This window comes from Methylomarinum vadi (genome assembly GCF_000733935.1).
Lineage (GTDB): Bacteria > Pseudomonadota > Gammaproteobacteria > Methylococcales > Methylomonadaceae > Methylomarinum > Methylomarinum vadi.
In genome coordinates this window covers 2622529-2641568 of record NZ_JPON01000001.1, presented here as the reverse complement: position 1 = coordinate 2641568, position 19040 = coordinate 2622529, and the positions used below count along the sequence as shown (strand labels likewise).

General features: G+C 47.8%; 19 protein-coding genes. 13 read left to right on the top strand and 6 right to left on the bottom strand.

Features of this window, described 5'->3' with window-relative positions; all coding sequences use genetic code 11:
* Positions 1 to 25: 25 nt before the first annotated feature.
* From hemW to EP25_RS0113155, 3 genes are all read left to right on the top strand, one after another.
* Positions 26 to 1180 (top strand): radical SAM family heme chaperone HemW, encoded by a 1155-nt coding sequence (hemW, locus tag EP25_RS0113165; RefSeq protein ID WP_031434318.1) that lies wholly within the window; start codon positions 26 to 28, stop codon positions 1178 to 1180.
* A 100-nt stretch (positions 1181 to 1280) separates the two neighbouring features.
* Positions 1281 to 1919 (top strand): orotate phosphoribosyltransferase, encoded by a 639-nt coding sequence (gene pyrE / locus EP25_RS0113160; RefSeq protein WP_031434317.1) that lies wholly within the window; start codon positions 1281 to 1283, stop codon positions 1917 to 1919.
* A gap of 122 nt (positions 1920 to 2041) precedes the next feature.
* Positions 2042 to 4006, top strand: a complete 1965-nt coding sequence (locus EP25_RS0113155; protein ID WP_051906672.1) for a dynamin family protein — start codon at positions 2042 to 2044, stop codon at positions 4004 to 4006.
* A 147-nt stretch (positions 4007 to 4153) separates the two neighbouring features.
* Here EP25_RS0113155 and trmB read toward each other — a convergent pair whose 3' ends face one another.
* The 3 genes from trmB to aroG are packed head-to-tail and all read right to left on the bottom strand — an operon-like array spanning position 4154 to position 6961.
* Positions 4154 to 4843 (bottom strand): tRNA (guanosine(46)-N7)-methyltransferase TrmB, encoded by a 690-nt coding sequence (trmB, locus tag EP25_RS0113150; RefSeq protein WP_031434315.1) that lies wholly within the window; start codon positions 4841 to 4843, stop codon positions 4154 to 4156.
* Between the two features lie 56 nt (positions 4844 to 4899).
* Positions 4900 to 5877: a sulfur carrier protein ThiS gene (gene thiS / locus EP25_RS0113145; protein ID WP_031434314.1), complete on the bottom strand. Its 978-nt coding sequence runs from the start codon at positions 5875 to 5877 to the stop codon at positions 4900 to 4902.
* 13 nt (positions 5878 to 5890) lie between these two features.
* Entirely contained in the window at positions 5891 to 6961 is a 1071-nt protein-coding gene (aroG, locus tag EP25_RS0113140; protein WP_031434313.1) for a 3-deoxy-7-phosphoheptulonate synthase AroG, read from the bottom strand.
* Between the two features lie 209 nt (positions 6962 to 7170).
* Here aroG and EP25_RS0113135 point away from each other — a divergent pair, with 209 nt between their 5' ends.
* Genes EP25_RS0113135 through EP25_RS0113110 form a run of 6 tightly spaced genes read left to right on the top strand, consistent with a single transcriptional unit; the run spans position 7171 to position 12041 of the window.
* On the top strand, positions 7171 to 7944 hold the full coding sequence (locus EP25_RS0113135) for a DUF3450 domain-containing protein (RefSeq protein ID WP_051906670.1): 774 nt from the start codon (positions 7171 to 7173) through the stop codon (positions 7942 to 7944).
* Positions 7941 to 9266 (top strand): MotA/TolQ/ExbB proton channel family protein, encoded by a 1326-nt coding sequence (locus EP25_RS0113130; protein ID WP_031434311.1) that lies wholly within the window; start codon positions 7941 to 7943, stop codon positions 9264 to 9266. The genes EP25_RS0113135 and EP25_RS0113130 overlap by 4 nt, the downstream gene beginning before the upstream one ends.
* A complete protein-coding gene (locus EP25_RS0113125; RefSeq protein WP_031434310.1) occupies positions 9266 to 9790 on the top strand; it encodes a MotA/TolQ/ExbB proton channel family protein in 525 nt (174 codons plus the stop codon). The genes EP25_RS0113130 and EP25_RS0113125 overlap by 1 nt, the downstream gene beginning before the upstream one ends.
* 12 nt (positions 9791 to 9802) lie before the next feature.
* Positions 9803 to 10216, top strand: coding sequence for an ExbD/TolR family protein (locus tag EP25_RS0113120; protein ID WP_031434309.1), 414 nt, complete (start codon positions 9803 to 9805; stop codon positions 10214 to 10216).
* Positions 10216 to 10845, top strand: coding sequence for an energy transducer TonB (locus tag EP25_RS0113115; RefSeq protein WP_031434308.1), 630 nt, complete (start codon positions 10216 to 10218; stop codon positions 10843 to 10845). The genes EP25_RS0113120 and EP25_RS0113115 overlap by 1 nt, the downstream gene beginning before the upstream one ends.
* Positions 10842 to 12041, top strand: coding sequence for a tetratricopeptide repeat protein (locus EP25_RS0113110; protein ID WP_031434307.1), 1200 nt, complete (start codon positions 10842 to 10844; stop codon positions 12039 to 12041). The genes EP25_RS0113115 and EP25_RS0113110 overlap by 4 nt, the downstream gene beginning before the upstream one ends.
* 125 nt (positions 12042 to 12166) lie before the next feature.
* On the opposite strand, the gene EP25_RS0113105 is transcribed toward EP25_RS0113110, so the two are convergent.
* On the bottom strand, positions 12167 to 12679 hold the full coding sequence (locus tag EP25_RS0113105) for a hypothetical protein (protein WP_031434306.1): 513 nt from the start codon (positions 12677 to 12679) through the stop codon (positions 12167 to 12169).
* A 256-nt stretch (positions 12680 to 12935) separates the two neighbouring features.
* Between EP25_RS0113105 and EP25_RS0113100 the strand changes: the two genes are divergently transcribed.
* Positions 12936 to 13541, top strand: a complete 606-nt coding sequence (locus EP25_RS0113100) for a peroxiredoxin (RefSeq protein WP_031434305.1) — start codon at positions 12936 to 12938, stop codon at positions 13539 to 13541.
* A 75-nt stretch (positions 13542 to 13616) separates the two neighbouring features.
* Here the strand turns inward: EP25_RS0113100 and EP25_RS0113095 are convergent, their stop codons facing one another.
* Entirely contained in the window at positions 13617 to 13928 is a 312-nt protein-coding gene (locus EP25_RS0113095; RefSeq protein WP_031434304.1) for a hypothetical protein, read from the bottom strand.
* Between the two features lie 148 nt (positions 13929 to 14076).
* Here EP25_RS0113095 and EP25_RS0113090 point away from each other — a divergent pair, with 148 nt between their 5' ends.
* Genes EP25_RS0113090 through EP25_RS0113080 form a run of 3 tightly spaced genes read left to right on the top strand, consistent with a single transcriptional unit; the run spans position 14077 to position 17593 of the window.
* The gene (locus EP25_RS0113090; protein ID WP_031434303.1) at positions 14077 to 16212 is read left to right on the top strand and encodes an AsmA family protein; all 2136 of its coding nucleotides are present in this window, start codon (positions 14077 to 14079) and stop codon (positions 16210 to 16212) included.
* Positions 16213 to 16269: 57 nt separating this feature from the next.
* Complete coding sequence (gene mutY / locus EP25_RS0113085) at positions 16270 to 17337, top strand: A/G-specific adenine glycosylase (protein WP_031434302.1); 1068 nt, start codon at positions 16270 to 16272, stop codon at positions 17335 to 17337.
* The gene (locus EP25_RS0113080) at positions 17321 to 17593 is read left to right on the top strand and encodes an oxidative damage protection protein (RefSeq protein ID WP_031434301.1); all 273 of its coding nucleotides are present in this window, start codon (positions 17321 to 17323) and stop codon (positions 17591 to 17593) included. Before mutY ends, EP25_RS0113080 begins: the two co-directional genes overlap by 17 nt.
* Positions 17594 to 17654: 61 nt before the next feature.
* Here EP25_RS0113080 and rho read toward each other — a convergent pair whose 3' ends face one another.
* A complete protein-coding gene (rho, locus tag EP25_RS0113075) occupies positions 17655 to 18911 on the bottom strand; it encodes a transcription termination factor Rho (RefSeq protein ID WP_031434300.1) in 1257 nt (418 codons plus the stop codon).
* Between the last annotated feature and the right edge of the window lie 129 nt (positions 18912 to 19040).

Here is a 19040-nt window from a genome sequence, read left to right as displayed (position 1 = left end):
GCAGGCTGATGATAGACTTTATATAATGAACAGATTATTAACCCAACCTTTGCCAACTCTGGGCTTATATATTCACATTCCCTGGTGTATCCAAAAATGCCCCTATTGTGATTTTAATTCCCATGCCATGAAAGAGCCGCTGCCGGAAACTGTTTATATAGACACCCTTTTAAACGATTTGCAGCGCGACATCGAAGAATGGGAGATAAATCGGCCGATCGAAACGATATTTATCGGCGGAGGGACGCCCAGTTTGTTTTCTGCCCAAGCCATGGAGCGATTGCTGAACGGCATACAAAAACAGGCGTTATTGGCGGAAAATTTGGAGATTACGCTGGAGGCGAATCCCGGTACCTTCGAAAGCGACAAATTTGCCGATTTTCGCCGGATCGGTATTAACCGCTTATCCATCGGTATACAGAGTTTCAATGACCGTCATTTGAAAACGCTGGGCCGGGTGCATAATTCTGCCGAGGCGATGCGCGCGGTCGAGATGGCTTTTCGATCCGGTTTCGACAATATCAATCTGGATTTAATGTTCGGTCTTCCTGGCCAGTCCTTGCACGAGGCGATCGAAGATGTTGAAACGGCCGTTAAGCTGTCGCCAGCACACATTTCCTATTATCAATTGACGCTGGAGCCGAACACCTGGTTTCATAAATTTCCGCCTAGCTTGCCGCAAGATGAAGATATTTATCGTTTCCAGCAAGCAGGTCAGCGATTATTGTCCGAACAGGGTTATCGACAATATGAAATATCGGCCTATGCGCAACAAGGAAAAATATGCCGGCACAATCAGAATTATTGGCGCTTCGGCGATTATTTGGGAATCGGTGCCGGTGCCCACGGTAAAATCAGCCTTGCCTTGCCGGATAACATTATTCGGACGATGAAAAGTAAAAGACCTGAACACTATCTGCAACAACAGGATTCGAAAAGCAGTGTCAAGATCGATATCGCACAATTGCCGTTGGAATTCGTCATGAATCACTTGCGTCTGAAAAGCGGATTTACCGCGAAACATTATCGGGCGGTCACCGGCTTGGGCATGGAGACATTGGAACCGGCGTTATCGGAATGTGTTAACGCCGGGTTGCTGATTTACGATAACGAAATTTACCGTTGCAGCGAACGTGGCTGGAATTTTCTCGATAGTATTCTGGAAAAATTCATCGCCTGAGTATAATTATTCCGCGTCTTTGCATCGCGGCTATTTATTAAACGATGCCAGCGATTGCCCAGGCACTCTTATATTAATTATCTACTGATTTGTTAATAACATGCTTGATTACCAGAAAGAATTCATTCAATACGCATTGGATTGCGGCGTCCTGAAATTCGGTCAGTTTCAACTGAAATCCGGCCGTACCAGTCCTTACTTTTTTAATACCGGCTTGTTCAATACGGGCGCTCAGTTGGATAAATTGGGTCAATTTTATTCCCAGGCCTTGGTGGAGTCGGGTCTGCCGGTCGACGTGCTCTATGGGCCCGCCTACAAAGGGATTCCATTGGTCAGTGCCACCGCTATCGCCTATTCAAGGATCAGGCAGGATATTCCATTTGCGTTCAACCGCAAGGAAGCCAAAGACCACGGCGAGGGAGGAGTCATTGTCGGATCGCCGCTGCAAGGGAAGGTTTTGATTCTGGATGACGTGATCACTGCTGGAACCTCGGTGCGCGAGTCGGTTGACATCATAAGGCGGAATGGGGCGGAACCGGCCGGCGTGTTGATTGCGCTGGATCGGCAGGAAAAAGGCCAAAATGAAAAATCGGCGGTTCAAGAAGTGAGCGATAATTATAATATACCGGTCCTGGCTATCATATCGTTGGCGGATATTATCGAATTTCTTGAACTGGACGACAATTCGGACCTGCAGTTGAAAATAATTCGTGAATATCGTCAACACTATGGCATATAAAAATCCACGCAACACTAACAGTTCTGGATATTTAGTCTACAATTATTGGACATAAAAACAGGCAATTTTGCTAACAAACCGAATAAATTTTACCCAGTACAGTCATCAGAAAAAGGCTTGCCATGAGGAATCTGGAATTTAAAGATCAACTGCATGAATATTCGCAATGGCGCGATCAATTGGTTCAAGCCATCGAAATGTACACAGAATGGCGCAGTCGCTATAAATACAGTGATCCTCATAGCACCGATACTCTGCTGAAAATAGTCAATGGCTTGCAATCCGATCGTGTGACATTAGCATTCGCGGCAGAATTCTCGCGCGGCAAGACCGAACTGATCAATTCGCTGTTCTTTGCCGAAACCGGTGTTAGATTACTGCCGTCCTCTCCCGGCAGGACGACGATGTCGCCTACCGAATTATTCTGGGACGAAGAAGGCGGCAGCTATATCCGTTTGCTCAATATCGAAAGTCGTTTAGAGGATCTTTCCTTAGTCGAATACAAACGCAATCCGGAACGCTGGACGCAGATCGATCTTAATTGCGATTCTCCCAGCCAAATGCAGGAAGCCTTCAAGGAATTGGTCGCGACCAAGAAAGTACCCAGGGAAACGGCCGACAAATTGGGGTTATGGAATGAACGGGAGGCAGCCGAGCAAGGAATCATTAATCCGGAGACTGTCGAGATTCCCTGTTGGCGACATGCCCTGATCAGCTTTCCTCATGATTTATTGAAACAAGGTTTGTGTATTCTCGATACACCGGGGCTAAATGCATTGGGAACCGAGCCCGAGTTGACCTTGAGCATGTTGCCGAGCGCCCAAGCCATTATTTTTGTCTTGGCTGCCGATACCGGCGTGACCAAAAGCGATCTTGAGATGTGGAAAAATCACGTTTGCGGTTCCAGAGGACATAGCAAGCAAGGTCTTGCCGTCGTGATGAATAAAATCGATTCGATGTGGGACGATCTCGCCGGTGAACAAGGATATGAAGAAGCGATCAAGAAACAGATCGAAACATCCGCCTCCATATTAGGCTTGGATAAAGAGGTTATTTTTCCGGTATCGGCCAAGCAAGCGTTATTGGCTAAGGTCAAATCCGACGAGGAACTGTTGACAAAAAGCCGTCTCGATAAATTGGAAAGTTATTTATCCGACGACATTCTTCAGCAACGGCGCCAATTGTTGATGGATGCCGTGGTCAAGGACATCGGTTTTCTGGTGAGCGAATCCTCTAATTTGATCAATACCAAGATCAGAAATGCCACCAAGCAATTGGAGGAATTCAAGCAAATCGATTTCGAAAACGAGGAAATGACCGGCAAGCTGATGGCCGAGACGCGTGATCGGCAAAATGCCTACATGGCCAATGTAGAAAACTTCCAGGCCAGTCGCAAGGTTTTTACGGTACAGGCGAAAATGTTGATCGATTCATTCGCCAAGGAAAGAATCGATGAAATCATCAAGGCCACCCGTCATGACATGAGTAAAAGCCTCACCACTTATGGCATGAAGCAGAACATTCGCAAGTTATTCGATGAGTTGCGCGACTTGTTGCAGGATTCGGTCGATATCACGAATGAAACCCGTCGTCTGGTCAAGGCCATCCATAAAAAATTCCAGGACGAATACGGATTCAAGGAAATAGAACCGCAATTGTTTTCCATCAAACAATACCAGTTCGAATTGGAGCAAATTTTCGAGGAGGGGGAATCCTTCCGCACCAGTGCTAAAACAACGATGACTGAACAAAGCATTGTCATCAATAAGCTTTACAGTACATTGATAGCCAAAGCCCGTTCGATTATGCAACAGGCGCATAAGGATGCCACCACCTGGAGTAATAGCGTGCTGACGCCATTAATGCATCAGATCAAGGATCATAAAAAACAGATTGAAAGCCGGTTGCAAATGCTGCGCAAGATCAGCGATTCAAAAGGCAGCGTGGCGGAAAATATCAGCCACCTCGAGGGTGAATTGGAACAGCTTCGTATGCAACGCAAGGAATTGATGACGATTATCAAAGCAATGCATTTCGAAGCATACAATACTCAGCTGGAAGAAGAGCCGTTGGAAGCCGTTTCCTGAAAAATTACCCCAAATATTAAATTAGCATTCAGTGTTTAACAATATTTCGTGCTGAATGCTTTTTATTTGTAAACGTTAACAACGAATTCGTCATACTTGGCTGTTACCGAAACGTAAAGGATATGCTTTTCAAGGCATGCCAGCCAATCAGATTTTCTTGAATATCAAATCCCAAACACCGTGCCCTAAACGCAATCCTCGGTGTTCAAACTTAGTTAACGGCCGGTAATCCGGGCGTGGACAAAAATCACCAGTCGGACTGGTATTCTTCAGGCCGTTATCGGTATTAAGAATGGACAGCATGTCTTTGGCGTAATCTTGCCAATCCGTCGCCGCGTGAAAATAGCCGCCCGGTTGTAGTTTTTTGTTTAATAACTCGACAAAGGCAGGGCGTACGATCCTGCGTTTATGATGTTTTCTTTTATGCCAAGGGTCTGGAAAAAATAAATGGACCCCAGCCAAATAGTGATCGGGGATTTTATGTTCCAGGATTTCGATCGCATCGTGATGATAAATTTTGACATTGCTTAATTGTTTTTGCTCGAGCAGCAACATCAAATGGCCGACGCCAGGACGATGTACTTCGATTCCCAAATAGTTAAAGTCGGGATTGTTTTCCGCCATCGCCGCCAAGCTTTCACCATTGCCGAAACCAATCTCGACGATTAACGGCGCTCGACGGGTGAAAACCTGGGAGAAATCATGATTCAAGGCTGGGTCCAGACAATATTTATCCCAATAATTGTCCAATGCCATTTGCTGGCCGACGGTGGTACGACCTTGACGACGAATATAACTACGGATGCGGGCGGGGTCGATTCGCTGCGGATTGATCATGTCAAGAAACTGGCTGAGAAGGCGGGTTGCCGAACGGCAACCCGGCCGATATTTACTTAAAGAAACAATCCATCGATAGGGGATGAAGCCGAAGCAAAGCGTTTTCTCGGCATGCGACCGGCCAAATAAGCTTCTCTGCCCGCTTCGATACCTTTTTTCATCGCCGATGCCATCAGTACCGGATTTTTTGCCGCGGCGATGGCGGTATTCATCAGGACGCCATCGCAGCCTAGTTCCATCGCGATCGCCGCATCGGAAGCGGTGCCGACGCCGGCATCGACCAGAATGGGCACATTGGCGTTTTCGACGATGGTCAATATATTATAGGGGTTGCGAATCCCCAATCCCGATCCGATTGGCGCCGCCAACGGCATGACGGCGACACAGCCGATTTCTTCCAGTCTTTTCGCGGCGATGGGATCGTCATTCGTGTAAACCATTACATCGAAACCCTCCTTGACCAACAACTCGGCGGCGACATAGGTTTCGGCGACATCGGGAAACAGGGTTTGTTGATCGGCCAGCACTTCCAGCTTGACCAATTTATGCCCGCCCAGCAGTTCCCGAGCCAATCGACAAGTCCTAACGGCATCTTCGGCGGTAAAACAACCGGCGGTATTGGGCAGGATGGTATATTTATCCGGAGAAACCACATCCAGCAGATTCGGCTCATCGGGATTTTGGCCGATATTGGTGCGGCGAATCGCTACAGTGACGATTTCGGCGCCACTGGCTTCGATCGCCAAACGGGTTTCTTCCAGGTCTTTGTATTTACCGGTACCGACCAATAATCTCGATTTATAACGATGGCCGGCAATGGTAAATGAATCATCCTGGCCCCCGCCGATCGCCTGGACGATTTCCAAACGGTCGTTGTCTTGCAAGGATTTGGCATTGTATTGATCGAAAGGTAGGATTTCCTTGTTCAACTCCACGGCGATACGTTTGCCGGTCAAACCCAGATCAGCCACGACATCGGCGACTGATGTTGATTCGGCGTATTCTTTGGTCTCCCCATTTACGGATATTTTCATAACTTAACTCTAACTATTTTTCTACAGTACGCCGCTGTTGCACGGCTTCGGCGAGATTGGTCAATAATTTCTCGGTATCGTTCCAGCCCAGGCAGCCGTCGGTAATACTTTGCCCGTAAACCAGTGGCTTGCCTTCGACGACATCCTGGCGGCCGGCCTTGAGATGGCTTTCGACCATCGCGCCGATAATGCGGCTGTCGCCTTGAGCGATTTGTTGACCGACGTCTTCGGCTACCACCAATTGCCGCTGAAATTGTTTCAGGCTGTTGGCATGGCTGAAATCGATCATGATATTGGGCCGTAAGCCGGCTTCTTGCAAACCTTCCGCGACTTGTTCGACGTGGATGGCATCGTAATTGGGGGCATTATTGCCTCCTCGTAAGATGATATGAGCATCTTCGTTACCTTTGGTCGAAAAAATCGCCGAACGCCCTTCCTTGGTGACCGATAGGAAGTGATGCGGGCTCATGGCCGCGCGGATCGCATCGATGGCAATTTTAAATGAGCCATCGGTGGCATTCTTAAAACCCACCGGGCAAGATAAACCGGATGACAGTTCGCGGTGAACCTGGCTTTCCGTGGTCCGGGCTCCGATAGCACCCCAGGCGATCAGATCGGAAACATATTGCGGTGTAATCAAATCCAGGTATTCAGTCGCCGCCGGCATGCCTATATTGTTGACATCCAACAACAATTGTCTGGCGATGCGCAAACCTTTATTGATATTGAAACTGGAATTTAGTTCCGGGTCGTTTATCAGGCCTTTCCAGCCGACAGTGGTGCGCGGTTTTTCAAAATAAACCCGCATGACAATCAGCAGATCGTCTTGTAGACGATCTTTGATTACTTTCAGACGTTGCGCGTATTCCAAGGCTGCCTTGGTGTCGTGAATCGAGCAGGGACCGATCACAACCAGCAAACGATCATCATCGCCAGTCAAGATGTTATGTATGGCCTGACGTGCTTCCAGCGTAGTTTGGGCCGCCTCGTCGGTCATCGGTATTTCATCGTGGACTTGTACCGGCGGAACGACTTCCTTTGTCTCGCTAATTCTTAAATCATCGGTTGTGTATTTACTTAACATGTTTTATTAGGTAAGCGAAATGGTTTGCTGAATCTATTCTAAACCGTTTATTTTAACTGTTTTAGTCGAGTTATGTTACTCAAATAAGCGCTTAAATTATTAAGCGGATATTAGCTGTGATAAAGTTCGCCTGATTTGTCAAAAACCATACCCCCGTTTAAGATTATGGGTTCGATTCGGATTTAATTTGCGTACATTTGGAATCATTTATGACTTTTTCAAACATGAAGTCTCTGTTGATCATGTCGGTGATCAGTGTGTTTGCTTCTTCTCCATTGCATTCAGAACCTCTTAGCCAGGCCATTAAAGTGGAGGCCGCCACAAATGAAGCGGCTATTCGGTCGCAAAAAAAAATCGATGCATTGAGCGAGAAGACTCGCCAGATGTTGGAGCAATACCGTTCAGCGATCCACCAGACCAAGAGTCTTCAAACCTATAACAAGCATTTAAAGGATTTGTTGAATTCACAGCAACAAGAAAAAGAATCCTTGCAGCAGCAATTGCAAGACATCGAAACGACACAGCGTGATATTGTTCCGTTGCTGCTCCGTATGCTTGATAGTTTGGATAAATTCATTCAATTGGATGTCCCTTTTTTAGCGGAAGAAAGACAACAACGGCTGGCTAATTTAAAAGCCATGGTGGTAAGGGCGGATGTGACCAATGCCGAAAAGTTTCGCCGCATTTTGGAAGCCTATCAAATCGAAAACGATTACGGTAAAACGATCGAGGCTTACCGCGGCGACCTGGAATTAAATGGCGTAAAAAGTTCGGTGGATTTTCTCCGCCTCGGTCGTATCGCATTGTATTACCAGCGTCTGGACGGTAGCGAGACCGGGTATTGGAATAAGGAAACGAAACAATGGCAAGTGTTGCCATCGGATTATCGCAACGCCATCCGTAATGGCTTGCGTATCGCCAGAAAAGAAGCGGCGCCGGATTTATTAACCCTTCCTATTCCTGCAGTGGAGGCGGGCCAATGAAAAAGTTTATTCTGATTTCTCTTTGTTTTATTGTTCAAACCGCGTTAGCCGAACATCTGGATTTGGACCAATTGTTGCGCGAAGTCAAAAAAAGCCAGGGTGTGGAAGCTAAAATCAACCGGGCCAGGGAGGCTGAATTTTTGGCGGAAAAAGTCAAGCAACAGCAATTATTGCAGGATGCTCAGTCGGCTTTGAGTAGACAACAGCAATTGAGTAAACAATTGAAAGCGAAGCTTGAGGCGAACGAACAACAATTGCTCGAATTGGAGGGCGAGCTGAAGAACCGTAGCGGTGAGCTGGGCGAACTGTTCGGCGTTGCCCGTCAGGCGGCCGGTGATTTAAAGGCGGATTTGACTAATTCGATCATATCCGCCCAATTTCCGGGACGCTTGCAACAACTCGATGAAATCGCTAACAGCAAGGCGTTGCCGACCATCGAGCAATTGGAAACTTTATGGTTTACTCTGCAGCAGGAAATGACCGAATCGGCCAAGGTGGTCAGTTTCGATAGTCAGATCCAGACCGCGTCGGGCGAACCGCGTGAAGCCAAGGTAATCCGTATCGGCACTTTCAATGCCTTGGCCGACGGCCATTATCTACGCTATTTATCGGAAACCGGCAAACTGTCCGAATTGGCGAGGCAGCCGGAAGATAAATATTTAAAGTTGGCGGAAAATTTGACGAACTCCAAGAAAGGGCCTGTCGCCGTCGGTATCGACCCGACTCGGGGCGTGATATTGAGTATGCTGATTCAAACGCCGAATACCGTGGAACGGATCGATCAAGGCGGTGTCATCGGTTATATCATTTTATTGTTGGGTGCTTTCGGCCTGGTTTATGCATTGGCCAGGTTGATTTATTTGACCGTGGTTGGACGTAAAATGCAGCAACAAATCAATTCCGATAAGGTCGCGACCGACAATCCATTGGGCCGGGTTATTGCGGCCGGCGAGAAATCGAGCAATGAAGATACCGAAACCTTGGAATTGTTGCTGGATGAAGCGATTACCCGAGAGGTGCCGGCTCTGGAAAAAGGGGTGTCGATGATCAAGTTACTGGCGGCTGTCGCGCCACTGTTGGGACTGCTGGGTACGGTGACCGGCATGATCGCAACCTTTCAATCGATCAGTTTGTTCGGAACGGGAGATCCGAAATTGATGGCCAGCGGCATATCTCAGGCTCTGGTCACCACCATGCTGGGGTTGTGCGTGGCTATCCCTTTATTGTTTCTGCACAGCCTGGTCGCCTCGCGCAGCCGCATGCTGGTACAGATTTTGGACGAACAAAGTGCGGGTATCGTCAGTCGACGCGCCGGAAAATAATGGAGTTTCTCAGCACGCAAATCAATGCTGTCGAGCAATTCCTGGCCGCGGGAGGTCCGGTCTTATCCTTTATATTGTTGGTTTCGATTTGCCTGTGGTGTTTGATCATCGAACGCCTGCTGTTTTTCCGCCTTTCTTATCCGGCGTTGCGTCGGGCCTGGTTGGAACAATGGCAACAGCGTGCCGACAAATGCTCCCTGCACGCTCGCCACATTCGTAGCGGTATTATTTCCGAAGCCAAAATCACGATGAACAAAACCGTGCCGATTATCAAAATGTTGGTCAATATCTGCCCATTGCTGGGTTTGCTCGGAACCGTCAACGGCATGATCCATGTGTTCGATGTGATGGCGGTGACCGGCAGCGGCAATGCAAGAGCCATGGCCGACGGAGTGTCCCAGGCCACCATACCGACGATGGCCGGCATGGTAATCGCCATCGCCGGTTTGTATTTCAGCAAACTCATCGAAGAACGCGTCAGTGATGAAACCCATCATTTGACCGACTTATTGCAAAATCATTAATTCAAGCTGCTTATGCGTCGTAGATCCAATCGCTCAAATACGGAACAAGGCTCCGATATCGATATGACACCGATGTTGGATATCGTGTTTATCATGTTGATATTTTTTATCGTAACCACTTCCTTTGTCAAAGAATCCGGTATCGACGTCAATCGGCCCACCGCTCAGACAGCGACACGCAAGGAACAAGGCAATATTATCGTGGGCATCAAGTCCAATGGCGAAATCTGGATCGATAAACGGGAAGTCGACATACGCGCGGTACGGGCCAATGTAGCCAGATTGCATGCCGAACAGCCGCTAGGTTCGGTAGTCATCGCCGCCGATCGCGACACCAAGGTGAAGGTACTGACCCAGGTGATGGACCAGATCCGTTTGGCCGGTATTACCAATGCCTCCATCGCTACCGTGAGTGATACGCAGTGATGCGCTTAGGTCTCGCGCTGTTAAGCGGTCTGTTGGTATCGCTGGCGTTATTCTGGTTGATGCAATTCATGATCAGCAATAATCAACAGAGTTTCAAAAAAAACGAAACTCTGCAGATGACCGAATTCGTCCGCTTGAAAAGAGAAACCAAGTTGAAAACGAGGGAACGAAAAATACCGGAAGAACCTAAGCCGGAGAAACAACCGCCCCCTCCCCCTAAGATGCAAATGGAACGGACGCAAACAATCCAGGAAGCATTGCCGGACATGGCTGTCCCGAATCTGGATATTCCCTTGCAGAGCAGCCGTTTTGCAGGTTCCGCGATCAGTGGTGTGCAAATGGGCAGAGGAAAAATCAGCACCAATGTCATTCCGTTGGTGCGCATTCCGCCGCGCTATCCGATGCGTGCGGCACGGCGCAGAATCGAAGGTTGGGTGAAAGTCGAATTTACTATTACCGAGGAAGGTACGGTCAAAGATGCCGTTGTCGTCGAAGCGCAACCGGCGGATGTTTTCGATCAAGCGGCATTACGTGCAATCGCTAAATGGAAATTCAAGCCCAAGGTGATCGATGGCGAAACTTTCGAGCAACGAGCCGTTCAGATATTGCAATTCAAATTGTCGAAATGAAGCGTTTTTTATCTCTCATAGTATTTTGTTGCATCGTCCAGATTGGTTATGCGGCAGATAACGATAAACCGGCTACCGTTTCTCCTTGGTTATATAAAAAACTGACCAAGACGGAAAAACTGATTGCCGAAAAGTCGTATCAAGCGGCCGAGAAAAATTTGTATTCCCTGCTCAAGAAAGTCGACCAGGGTGGCTACGAGCATGCCACGGTATTACGTTCGCTATCCTCGGTCCAGGCCTTGCAAGGCCATTACCGAAAAGCGGCAGAATTGCTGGAACAATGTCTGGCGCTAAAGGTATTGCCGGAACAACAGCAGCAACAAAGTATTTTGAACCTTGGCCAGCTCTATATGGCGACCGAACAATATCGGCGCGCCGTTGAGACACTGCAACCCTGGCTGGCTAAAAATCCGAAGCTGGATGCGGAACTGAGCGCCTTGTTGGCTAATGCTTATGCCCAGCTGAAAAAATATCGCCAGGCTTTACCGCATATCAAAAGGGCTATCGCGACGAGTAAAAAACCGGTAGAGTCTTGGTACCAGTTGGAACTGGCTCTGCATTATGAATTAAATGAGTATGCCGCGGCGGCAAAATTATTAAGACAGTTGATACAGCAATATCCCAATAAAAAAGAATATTGGGAGCAGTTGTCTTCCGTCTACCAACAACTAAAACAATTCAAAAAAGCCGTCACTATTCAGCACTTGGCTTATAAAAAAGGCTTGTTGAACAGTGAAAAGGAAATTTTGGCTTTGACCAATCTTTTTTTGTACACCGGTTCTCCCTATAGGGGAGCGAAGTTATTAAGCGATGCATTGGCCAATCGGCAGGTACGTGGTAATTCCCGCAATTGGGAAACCCTGGCCAATGCCTGGCAACAAGCTAGGGAGCTGGATAAGGCGATCGATGCGTTGGAAAAGGCGTCAAGTTTAAACGACAAGGGCGTTCTGTATCAGCAATTGGGACAGATCTATGTCGAACAGGAACACTGGGACAAAGCCGTGCAGGCCTTCAACAAGGCTATCGCCAAAGGTGGATTGAAGCATGCCGGCTCGGTTTACCTTTTGCTGGGGATGAGCCACTATGAGTTACATAATGTCAAACAGGCACGCTCAGCCTTCAACACGGCCAAAAAATACGGCAAGCAGAAAAAGGCCGCCTTGCAATGGCTGGACTATCTCGATAACGCCAGTTAAGAGTTGCTGCGTGATTTTTTTCGTTACTACACAGGTGTAGCGCTCTGCTAATTCAATGATTAACCTAGCTGTAGTTTCCAGATAAAAGGACTACACCCGTGTCGGTGTTTGTCGGATATTGGTAATCAAATCGCTGCATTCAAATCCGGGTCTTCATACAGCCGCTTTTTCTTCCATCCCGCAAATTTGCTGTCGTCGAAATAAATGTCGTTGTCGATGGCATGTTCGTAACAGCTGCGAAATAATCGGGCGGTTCTGAAAGCATGTAATTCGTCATCGGCGGTGACGGTTTCGACATTGCCAACCTGGAAGGTCTTATTGCGGGATTTACCGTCTTTGACCCAGAAAACCGTGTAGCACAGATAACTTTTGTCTTTCCGGTGATCGTATTTGATCGTTCTGGAAACGCCGGTCACGCCGGTTGTAGTCTTATTCTTAGGCGGTTTAAGAAAACGCGTCTTACTGCCTTTCAGCACCACCAACATCTGATCGCGCCAGGTGATGGCCGCTTGTAACGACTTGTTTCTGTTGCCCCACAGCTTATGGGAAAAATATCGGCTAGTTTCTTTGCCGCGTCGTACGATGCGCACTTGATATCCGAAGGCATCGGGTTCGGTGATATGTTTTACTTTTGCCATAATCTCTATAAACCTGCATCTAGTGACTACCGCAACGGATAGTATTGAAACACGAATGGAAACTTACTTTCCTTGTTATTTTTGTAGTTCTATGATTACAAATTATCTATAAAGAATCAAATAAAGCAAGAAGAAATGTTAGAATTAGTCCACTATTCCCCAGTAAATTGGTGTAGAATAGCTCGGATGCACAACTAGGTTGCATAAATTGTTTGTATAACCTTTTGTTTTGTAATTATTTTTTTGGAGAAAAACGATGAGCGTATTAGTAGGTAAACAAGCACCTGATTTTACTGTTCCTGCGGTCTTAGGTGACGGTCAAATTGTTGATTCTTTCAACTTTTCTGAGGCCACCCGAGGAAAATATGCGGTGGTTTTTTTCTATCCGTTGGACTTCACTTTCGTCTGCCCAAGTGAATTGATCGCGTTGGATCACCGCATCGATGAATTCAAAAGCCGTGGTGTAGAGGTGGTCGCGGTTTCCGTCGATTCGCACTTCACGCATAATGCATGGCGTAACACGCCGGTTAATGAAGGCGGTATTGGTCCGGTCCGTTATACGATGGCTGCCGACATCGCCCATTCCATCTGCAAAGATTACGATGTCGAGGCTGAAGGCCCTGCTGTAGCTTATCGCGGTGCTTTCCTGATCGATCAAAGCGGCATGGTTCGTCACCAAATCGTCAATGATCTGCCGCTAGGACGTAATATCGATGAATTGGTACGCATGGTGGATGCGCTGCAGTTCCATGAAGAGCATGGCGAGGTTTGTCCGGCTGGCTGGAACAAAGGTGATGCCGGTATGGATGCTAGCCCTGCAGGCGTTGCAAAATATCTGGGTGAAAATGCCGACAAATTGTAAGAATTTTACTGGCTCGGCTTGTTAAGCAAAAAGGCGCATTGTGCAAACGATGCGCCTTTTTTATTTTTTCAAAAATCAGTTTTCGCTATTTTCAGAGGACAGTTTCGCCGTTTCGCTAACGCCGCTAAGCAGCTTTTTTCTGATAAAAAAAACGGCGGTTACGGCGATCACTACCGGTATCTGGGTAACCAGAAATACGGTGACCGAACTCTTGGCGAACATTCCGGTTAATGATGCCAAAATCAATTTGTTAGCCAACCACCAGGAAATCCAGTAACCTACCAAGCCGATAATCGCCCATTTGACCGCTGGTTCCCCCACTTTTTTTCCGCTCAGATAAAACCAAACCAACACCAGAATTCCGGCAGCTTTAGCAAGAAGTAACATGCATATACCCTCGTTATGATTGAAAAAGCCCACATTGATTGATTTAGATTCCAATAAGGTTAGAATCTGTAGCAATATTCTGTGATAGACGAACAATCATATTCGATATCCTGACTCATTACATCTTTTTATCAATACGGAGATTGCCATGGGCAAACTGCTGAAAGTCCTGTTCACAGTCATTGCATCATTCATTTTGCTTATTATCGTGGCGGCCGTCGTTTTGCCGTTAGTCATCGATCCGAACGATTTCAAACCGCAAATTCAAACGGTCGTTAAAGACAATACCGGCCGTGAATTGAACATCGAGGGTAATTTGGACTTGTCCGTTTTTCCCTGGATCGGGGTATCGACCGGAAAACTATCGTTAAGTAATGCGCCGGGATTCGACGGCAAACCATTTGCGTTAATTGAAGCGAGTGATATCAAGGTCAAGTTATTACCTTTGTTGTCTAAGAAAGTGGAAGTCAGCCGTATCGTGTTAAAAGGTCTGGCTCTCAATTTGGCCAAAAACAAACAAGGCGTCAGCAACTGGGACGATTTGGTGTCGGCAAAAGACGGGAAAAGCGAAAAGGCTGAGCAGCCAGCCAAGGAAAAAGAAGCCGAAGCCGCGCCGAGCGATGCCTTGGCCGCGTTGGCGATCGGAGGACTATCGGTCGAAAACGCCAGCATTGTTTGGGATGATCAACAGGCCGCGAAGCATGTCGAAATCAAGGATTTCAATCTGGAAACCGACGAACTGGCTTTCGACGAGCCGATGACAATAGATCTGTCTTTGACGTTGATTAACAAAGAACCGCAATTGACCGAGAACATCGCTTTCATTACCGATCTCGTCATCAATGAAAAACTGAATAATATTAAACTCAATAACCTGAAGTTGGACAGTGAATCTAGCGGTAAAAGCATTCCTGGCGGCACATTGCAAGCCAATCTGCGCTCCGATGTGGCATTGGATCTGGCTGCACAGACTCTGGACGTGATGCAATTGAGACTGAGAAGTGGGGCTTTAACTGTCAATGCCGATATCAAAGGGACCAATATCAAAGACAAACCGGTTTTTTCCGGACCTGTCAGTATCAGCGAATTAAATTTGGCGGAATTTTTGCGGAAAATGGATATTGCGCTTCCCGCCATGCAGGATAGTAATGCCTTAAGTAGATTGAAAGTGGATTTCAATCTGCAGGCCACGAAAAATTCGGCAGCGATCCGTGAGTTGTTGGTCAAACTGGATGATAGCACCCTAAAAGGTTTCGTCGACATCAATAATTTTGCTTCATCGGCGCTCGCCTTCAATCTGAATCTGGATGCCATCGATGCCGACCGTTATCTGCCCTCGAAACAAGAGAAGCAAGCGGATAAATCCGCTAAGCCGGCGTCGACTCCGGCAGCAGCAGCGGCGGCAGGAGCCGCGTTATTACCGGTTGAAACCTTACGTGGCTTGAATGCCAACGGCGAACTGACAATTGGCCGTCTGAAAATCAACAATCTGAAAATGCAGGATATCAAGCTGAAATTGAATGCGGCGAACGGCTTACTCAAAACGCAACAGTCGATCAGTCAGTTTTATCAAGGGGGTTATTCGGGCCAAACCACCATCAATGTAAAGGGTAAACAACCTGCCATCGACTTGAACGAGAAGCTCAATAATGTTCAGGTCGAGCCATTGTTGCAGGATTTACAGCAAGGCGGAGACGTTAGAATGACCGGCGTGGTTAACGCTAATGCCAAGCTGCAGGCTTATGGCAACAGTACCGCGGCAATCAAGTCAACGTTGAATGGAAATATCGATTTTAAATTCAGTGATGGCGTCGTCAGAGGGTTTAACCTGCAGAAAATGATCGATAACACCAAGGCGCTGATCGAAGGCTCGCCGTTGCCGTCGGAAAACAAAAATGATCAAACGGTTTTTTCCGAGATCAGCGGTTCGGCGAACATCAACAATGGCTTGGTGAGAAACGACGATCTGCAAGCGCTTTCTTCTCGTTTGCGGGTTGACGGTAATGGCAGCGCCAATTTGGTCACCGAGCAATTGGATTATAAAATCAATGCCAAGCTGATCAAAAAAGCTACGCAGGATCAGCCGGAGAAAGTAAAAGCCATTCCGTTGATTCTGAAAATTGGCGGTAATTTCAGCAAGCCTTCATACACTCTTGATATTCCGGCCATGTTATTGGAAAAAAACAAGGACAAAATCGAAAAGAAAAAAGAGGAAGTGCTGCAAAAACTGGACGAGAAACTGGGTCCCGGTGTCGGCGACATGCTGAAGGGCTTTTTCAAATAAAACGCGGTTATTTTATGCGATTATTTGCCGGGGTTTTACCGACCCCGGCCTGATGCCATGACGCCGGAAATTTTTCAACAGCACATACTCGACTGGTTCGATCAACACGGACGCAAAGACCTGCCCTGGCAGCGAGATATCAATCCTTATCGGGTCTGGATATCGGAGATCATGCTGCAACAAACCCAGGTTGCCACGGTGATTCCTTATTTCAACCGCTTCATGGCACGTTTTCCGAATGTGGCGAGCCTGGCCGATGCGCCGATAGACGAGGTTTTGCAGTATTGGTCCGGGCTCGGATACTATGCCCGTGCCAGAAACCTGCATCGCGCCGCGCGGACGATAATCGAAAACGGCGGAAAGTTTCCGACAACCATCGAAACAGTGCAAGCCTTGCCCGGAATTGGTCGGTCCACCGCCGGTGCGATATTGAGCATCGCCTGCCGGCAAAGCCATCCGATCTTGGACGGTAACGTCAAGCGCGTCCTGGCGCGCTTTCATGGCGTTCATGGGTGGAGCGGCGACAGTAAAATCAACAAACGGCTTTGGGAGATCAGTGCCCGTTTAACGCCACTACAGCGCACGGCCGACTATACCCAGGCCATGATGGATATGGGGGCGACGCTATGTACCAGGACGAAACCCAAATGCGAGTGCTGTCCGCTGAATTCCGCCTGTTATGCTTGGCGCGAAGATAAGGTCGCTGAACTACCGTCGCCTAAACCCCGCAAAATAATACCGGTCAAGCAAAGTTTTTGGTTGTTGCTGCGAAACGAGAATAATCAAATCTTGCTGGAAAAAAGGCCGCCAGCGGGAATATGGGGTGGGCTGTGGAGCTTGCCGGAATTTGAAAATCTTGACGAACTACGGCGATGGTGTCAAGAACGCGGCTTTGCGACAGGGTCTATGCGTAAGTTGCCCGGCCAACGCCACACGTTTTCCCACTATCATCTCGACTATACCGCAGTGATCGCGAACTGTGAAAACCGCAATAATTGTGTGATGGAAGCAAGCGCCACAGTCTGGTATAAAACCAGTCAAATTGAATCATTAGGTTTACCTGCGCCGATTAAACGTTTATTGCAGGAACAATATATAGAGGAAAACGATGACGAGAATGGTTAAATGCGTGAAACTAGGAATCGAAGCGGAAGGACTGGAGCAACCGCCTTTTCCCGGTCCGAAAGGACAATATATTTTCGACCATGTGTCGAAGCAGGCCTGGAAGGAATGGCTGAGCATGCAGACGATGATCATTAACGAAAGGCGTCTGGCCAGTTTCGACCCAGCCTCAAAGAAAATTCTGGAAGAGGAGCGGGAAAAGTTTTTGTTTTCCGGTGGCTTTGAAATGCCTGAGGGCTACGTGCCGCAAAAAGACTGATAAATAAACGATGACTGAGGTTCAAGGGACATATTTTGACCCTTGAACCTTTGATCCAAATTTATCGTTTCATCGACTCGAAAAATTCTTCGTTGGTTTTAAAGTCTTTCAGTTTACCCAACAAAAATTCGGATGCCGCCATTTCGTCCATGGGTTGAAGAATCTTGCGCAGAATCCAGGTTTTTTGCAATTCGTCCGGATCGACCAGATATTCTTCGCGGCGCGTACCGGAACGGTTGATGTTGATGGCCGGATAGACGCGTTTTTCCGCGATCTTGCGTTCCAAATGCAATTCCATGTTACCGGTGCCTTTGAATTCCTCGTAAATAACTTCGTCCATGCGCGAACCGGTATCGACCAGCGCCGTCGCGATAATGGTCAAGCTGCCGCCCTCCTCGATATTTCTCGCCGCGCCGAAGAAACGTTTCGGTTTTTCCAGGGCATTGGCGTCGACACCACCCGATAAAAGTTTACCCGAGGATGGCACGACCATATTGTAGGCACGGGCCAAGCGGGTGATCGAGTCTAGCAGGATGACTACATCGTGTTTGTGTTCGACCAGGCGACGGGCTTTTTCGATGACCATTTCGGCGACTTGCACATGCCGGGTAGCCGGTTCGTCGAACGTACTGGAAACGACTTCGCCGCGAACACAGCGTTCCATTTCCGTGACCTCTTCCGGGCGTTCGTCGATCAACAGCACGATCAGGTAACATTCGGGATTGTTCTCCGCAATCGCATGAGCGATGTTCTGCATGATCATGGTTTTACCGGCCTTCGGCGGTGAAACGATCAGACCGCGTTGCCCCTTGCCGATAGGCGCGACTAAGTCGATGATGCGCCCGGTCAGGTCTTCGCTGGTACCGTTACCCTGTTCGAGTCGGAAGCGTTGATTGGGAAATAAAGGAGTCAGGTTGGAGAAAAGAATTTTGTGCTTGGCGTGTTCCGGAGCCTCGAAGTTGATGCTTTCGACCTTTAGCATCGCGAAGTAACGTTCGTTGTCCTTCGGTGGCCTTATTTTGCCGCTGATGGTGTCGCCGGTACGTAACCCGAATCGCCGGATCTGGCTGGGGGAAACATAAATATCGTCGGGACCGGCTAGATAAGAGCTTCCCGGCGTTCTCAAGAAACCGAAACCATCCTGCAGTATTTCCAGTACGCCGTCGCCAAAAATATCTTCGCCGCTTTTTGCCTGGCTTTTAAGAATGGCAAAAATTAATTCCTGCTTTCGGGCTCTGGCGATATTTTCTAGACCTAGGTCTTCGGCAATGGAAATGATTTCATTAATTGGTTTAAGTTTTAACTCGGTAAGATTCATATTGTAATGAGTGTTAAAGAAATGAATTACGGCAGAAAGCCGTAACCGTACAGAATGGTTAATTAATGAGAAAAATAAGGCGAATTTTGGGCGCGCCGATTAAGCACCCGAAGAGTATAACGCAATAGA

Excerpts from the sequence above, each read along its gene's own strand:
- EP25_RS0113095 (WP_031434304.1), bottom strand. The coding sequence starts at position 13,928 with ATGTTACTTCTTGCTAAAGCTGCCGGAATTCTGGTGTTGGTTTGGTTT.
- EP25_RS0113115 (WP_031434308.1), top strand. The coding sequence starts at position 10,216 with ATGCGCTTAGGTCTCGCGCTGTTAAGCGGTCTGTTGGTATCGCTGGCG.
- EP25_RS0113130 (WP_031434311.1), top strand. The coding sequence starts at position 7,941 with ATGAAAAAGTTTATTCTGATTTCTCTTTGTTTTATTGTTCAAACCGCG.
- trmB (WP_031434315.1), bottom strand. The coding sequence starts at position 4,843 with ATGATCAATCCGCAGCGAATCGACCCCGCCCGCATCCGTAGTTATATT.
- EP25_RS0113105 (WP_031434306.1), bottom strand. The coding sequence starts at position 12,679 with ATGGCAAAAGTAAAACATATCACCGAACCCGATGCCTTCGGATATCAA.
- hemW (WP_031434318.1), top strand. The coding sequence starts at position 26 with ATGAACAGATTATTAACCCAACCTTTGCCAACTCTGGGCTTATATATT.
- EP25_RS0113110 (WP_031434307.1), top strand. The coding sequence starts at position 10,842 with ATGAAGCGTTTTTTATCTCTCATAGTATTTTGTTGCATCGTCCAGATT.
- EP25_RS0113125 (WP_031434310.1), top strand. The coding sequence starts at position 9,266 with ATGGAGTTTCTCAGCACGCAAATCAATGCTGTCGAGCAATTCCTGGCC.
- EP25_RS0113090 (WP_031434303.1), top strand. The coding sequence starts at position 14,077 with ATGGGCAAACTGCTGAAAGTCCTGTTCACAGTCATTGCATCATTCATT.
- EP25_RS0113135 (WP_051906670.1), top strand. The coding sequence starts at position 7,171 with ATGACTTTTTCAAACATGAAGTCTCTGTTGATCATGTCGGTGATCAGT.
- pyrE (WP_031434317.1), top strand. The coding sequence starts at position 1,281 with ATGCTTGATTACCAGAAAGAATTCATTCAATACGCATTGGATTGCGGC.
- mutY (WP_031434302.1), top strand. The coding sequence starts at position 16,270 with ATGACGCCGGAAATTTTTCAACAGCACATACTCGACTGGTTCGATCAA.
- thiS (WP_031434314.1), bottom strand. The coding sequence starts at position 5,877 with ATGAAAATATCCGTAAATGGGGAGACCAAAGAATACGCCGAATCAACA.
- rho (WP_031434300.1), bottom strand. The coding sequence starts at position 18,911 with ATGAATCTTACCGAGTTAAAACTTAAACCAATTAATGAAATCATTTCC.
- EP25_RS0113080 (WP_031434301.1), top strand. The coding sequence starts at position 17,321 with ATGACGAGAATGGTTAAATGCGTGAAACTAGGAATCGAAGCGGAAGGA.
- EP25_RS0113120 (WP_031434309.1), top strand. The coding sequence starts at position 9,803 with ATGCGTCGTAGATCCAATCGCTCAAATACGGAACAAGGCTCCGATATC.
- aroG (WP_031434313.1), bottom strand. The coding sequence starts at position 6,961 with ATGTTAAGTAAATACACAACCGATGATTTAAGAATTAGCGAGACAAAG.
- EP25_RS0113100 (WP_031434305.1), top strand. The coding sequence starts at position 12,936 with ATGAGCGTATTAGTAGGTAAACAAGCACCTGATTTTACTGTTCCTGCG.
- EP25_RS0113155 (WP_051906672.1), top strand. The coding sequence starts at position 2,042 with ATGAGGAATCTGGAATTTAAAGATCAACTGCATGAATATTCGCAATGG.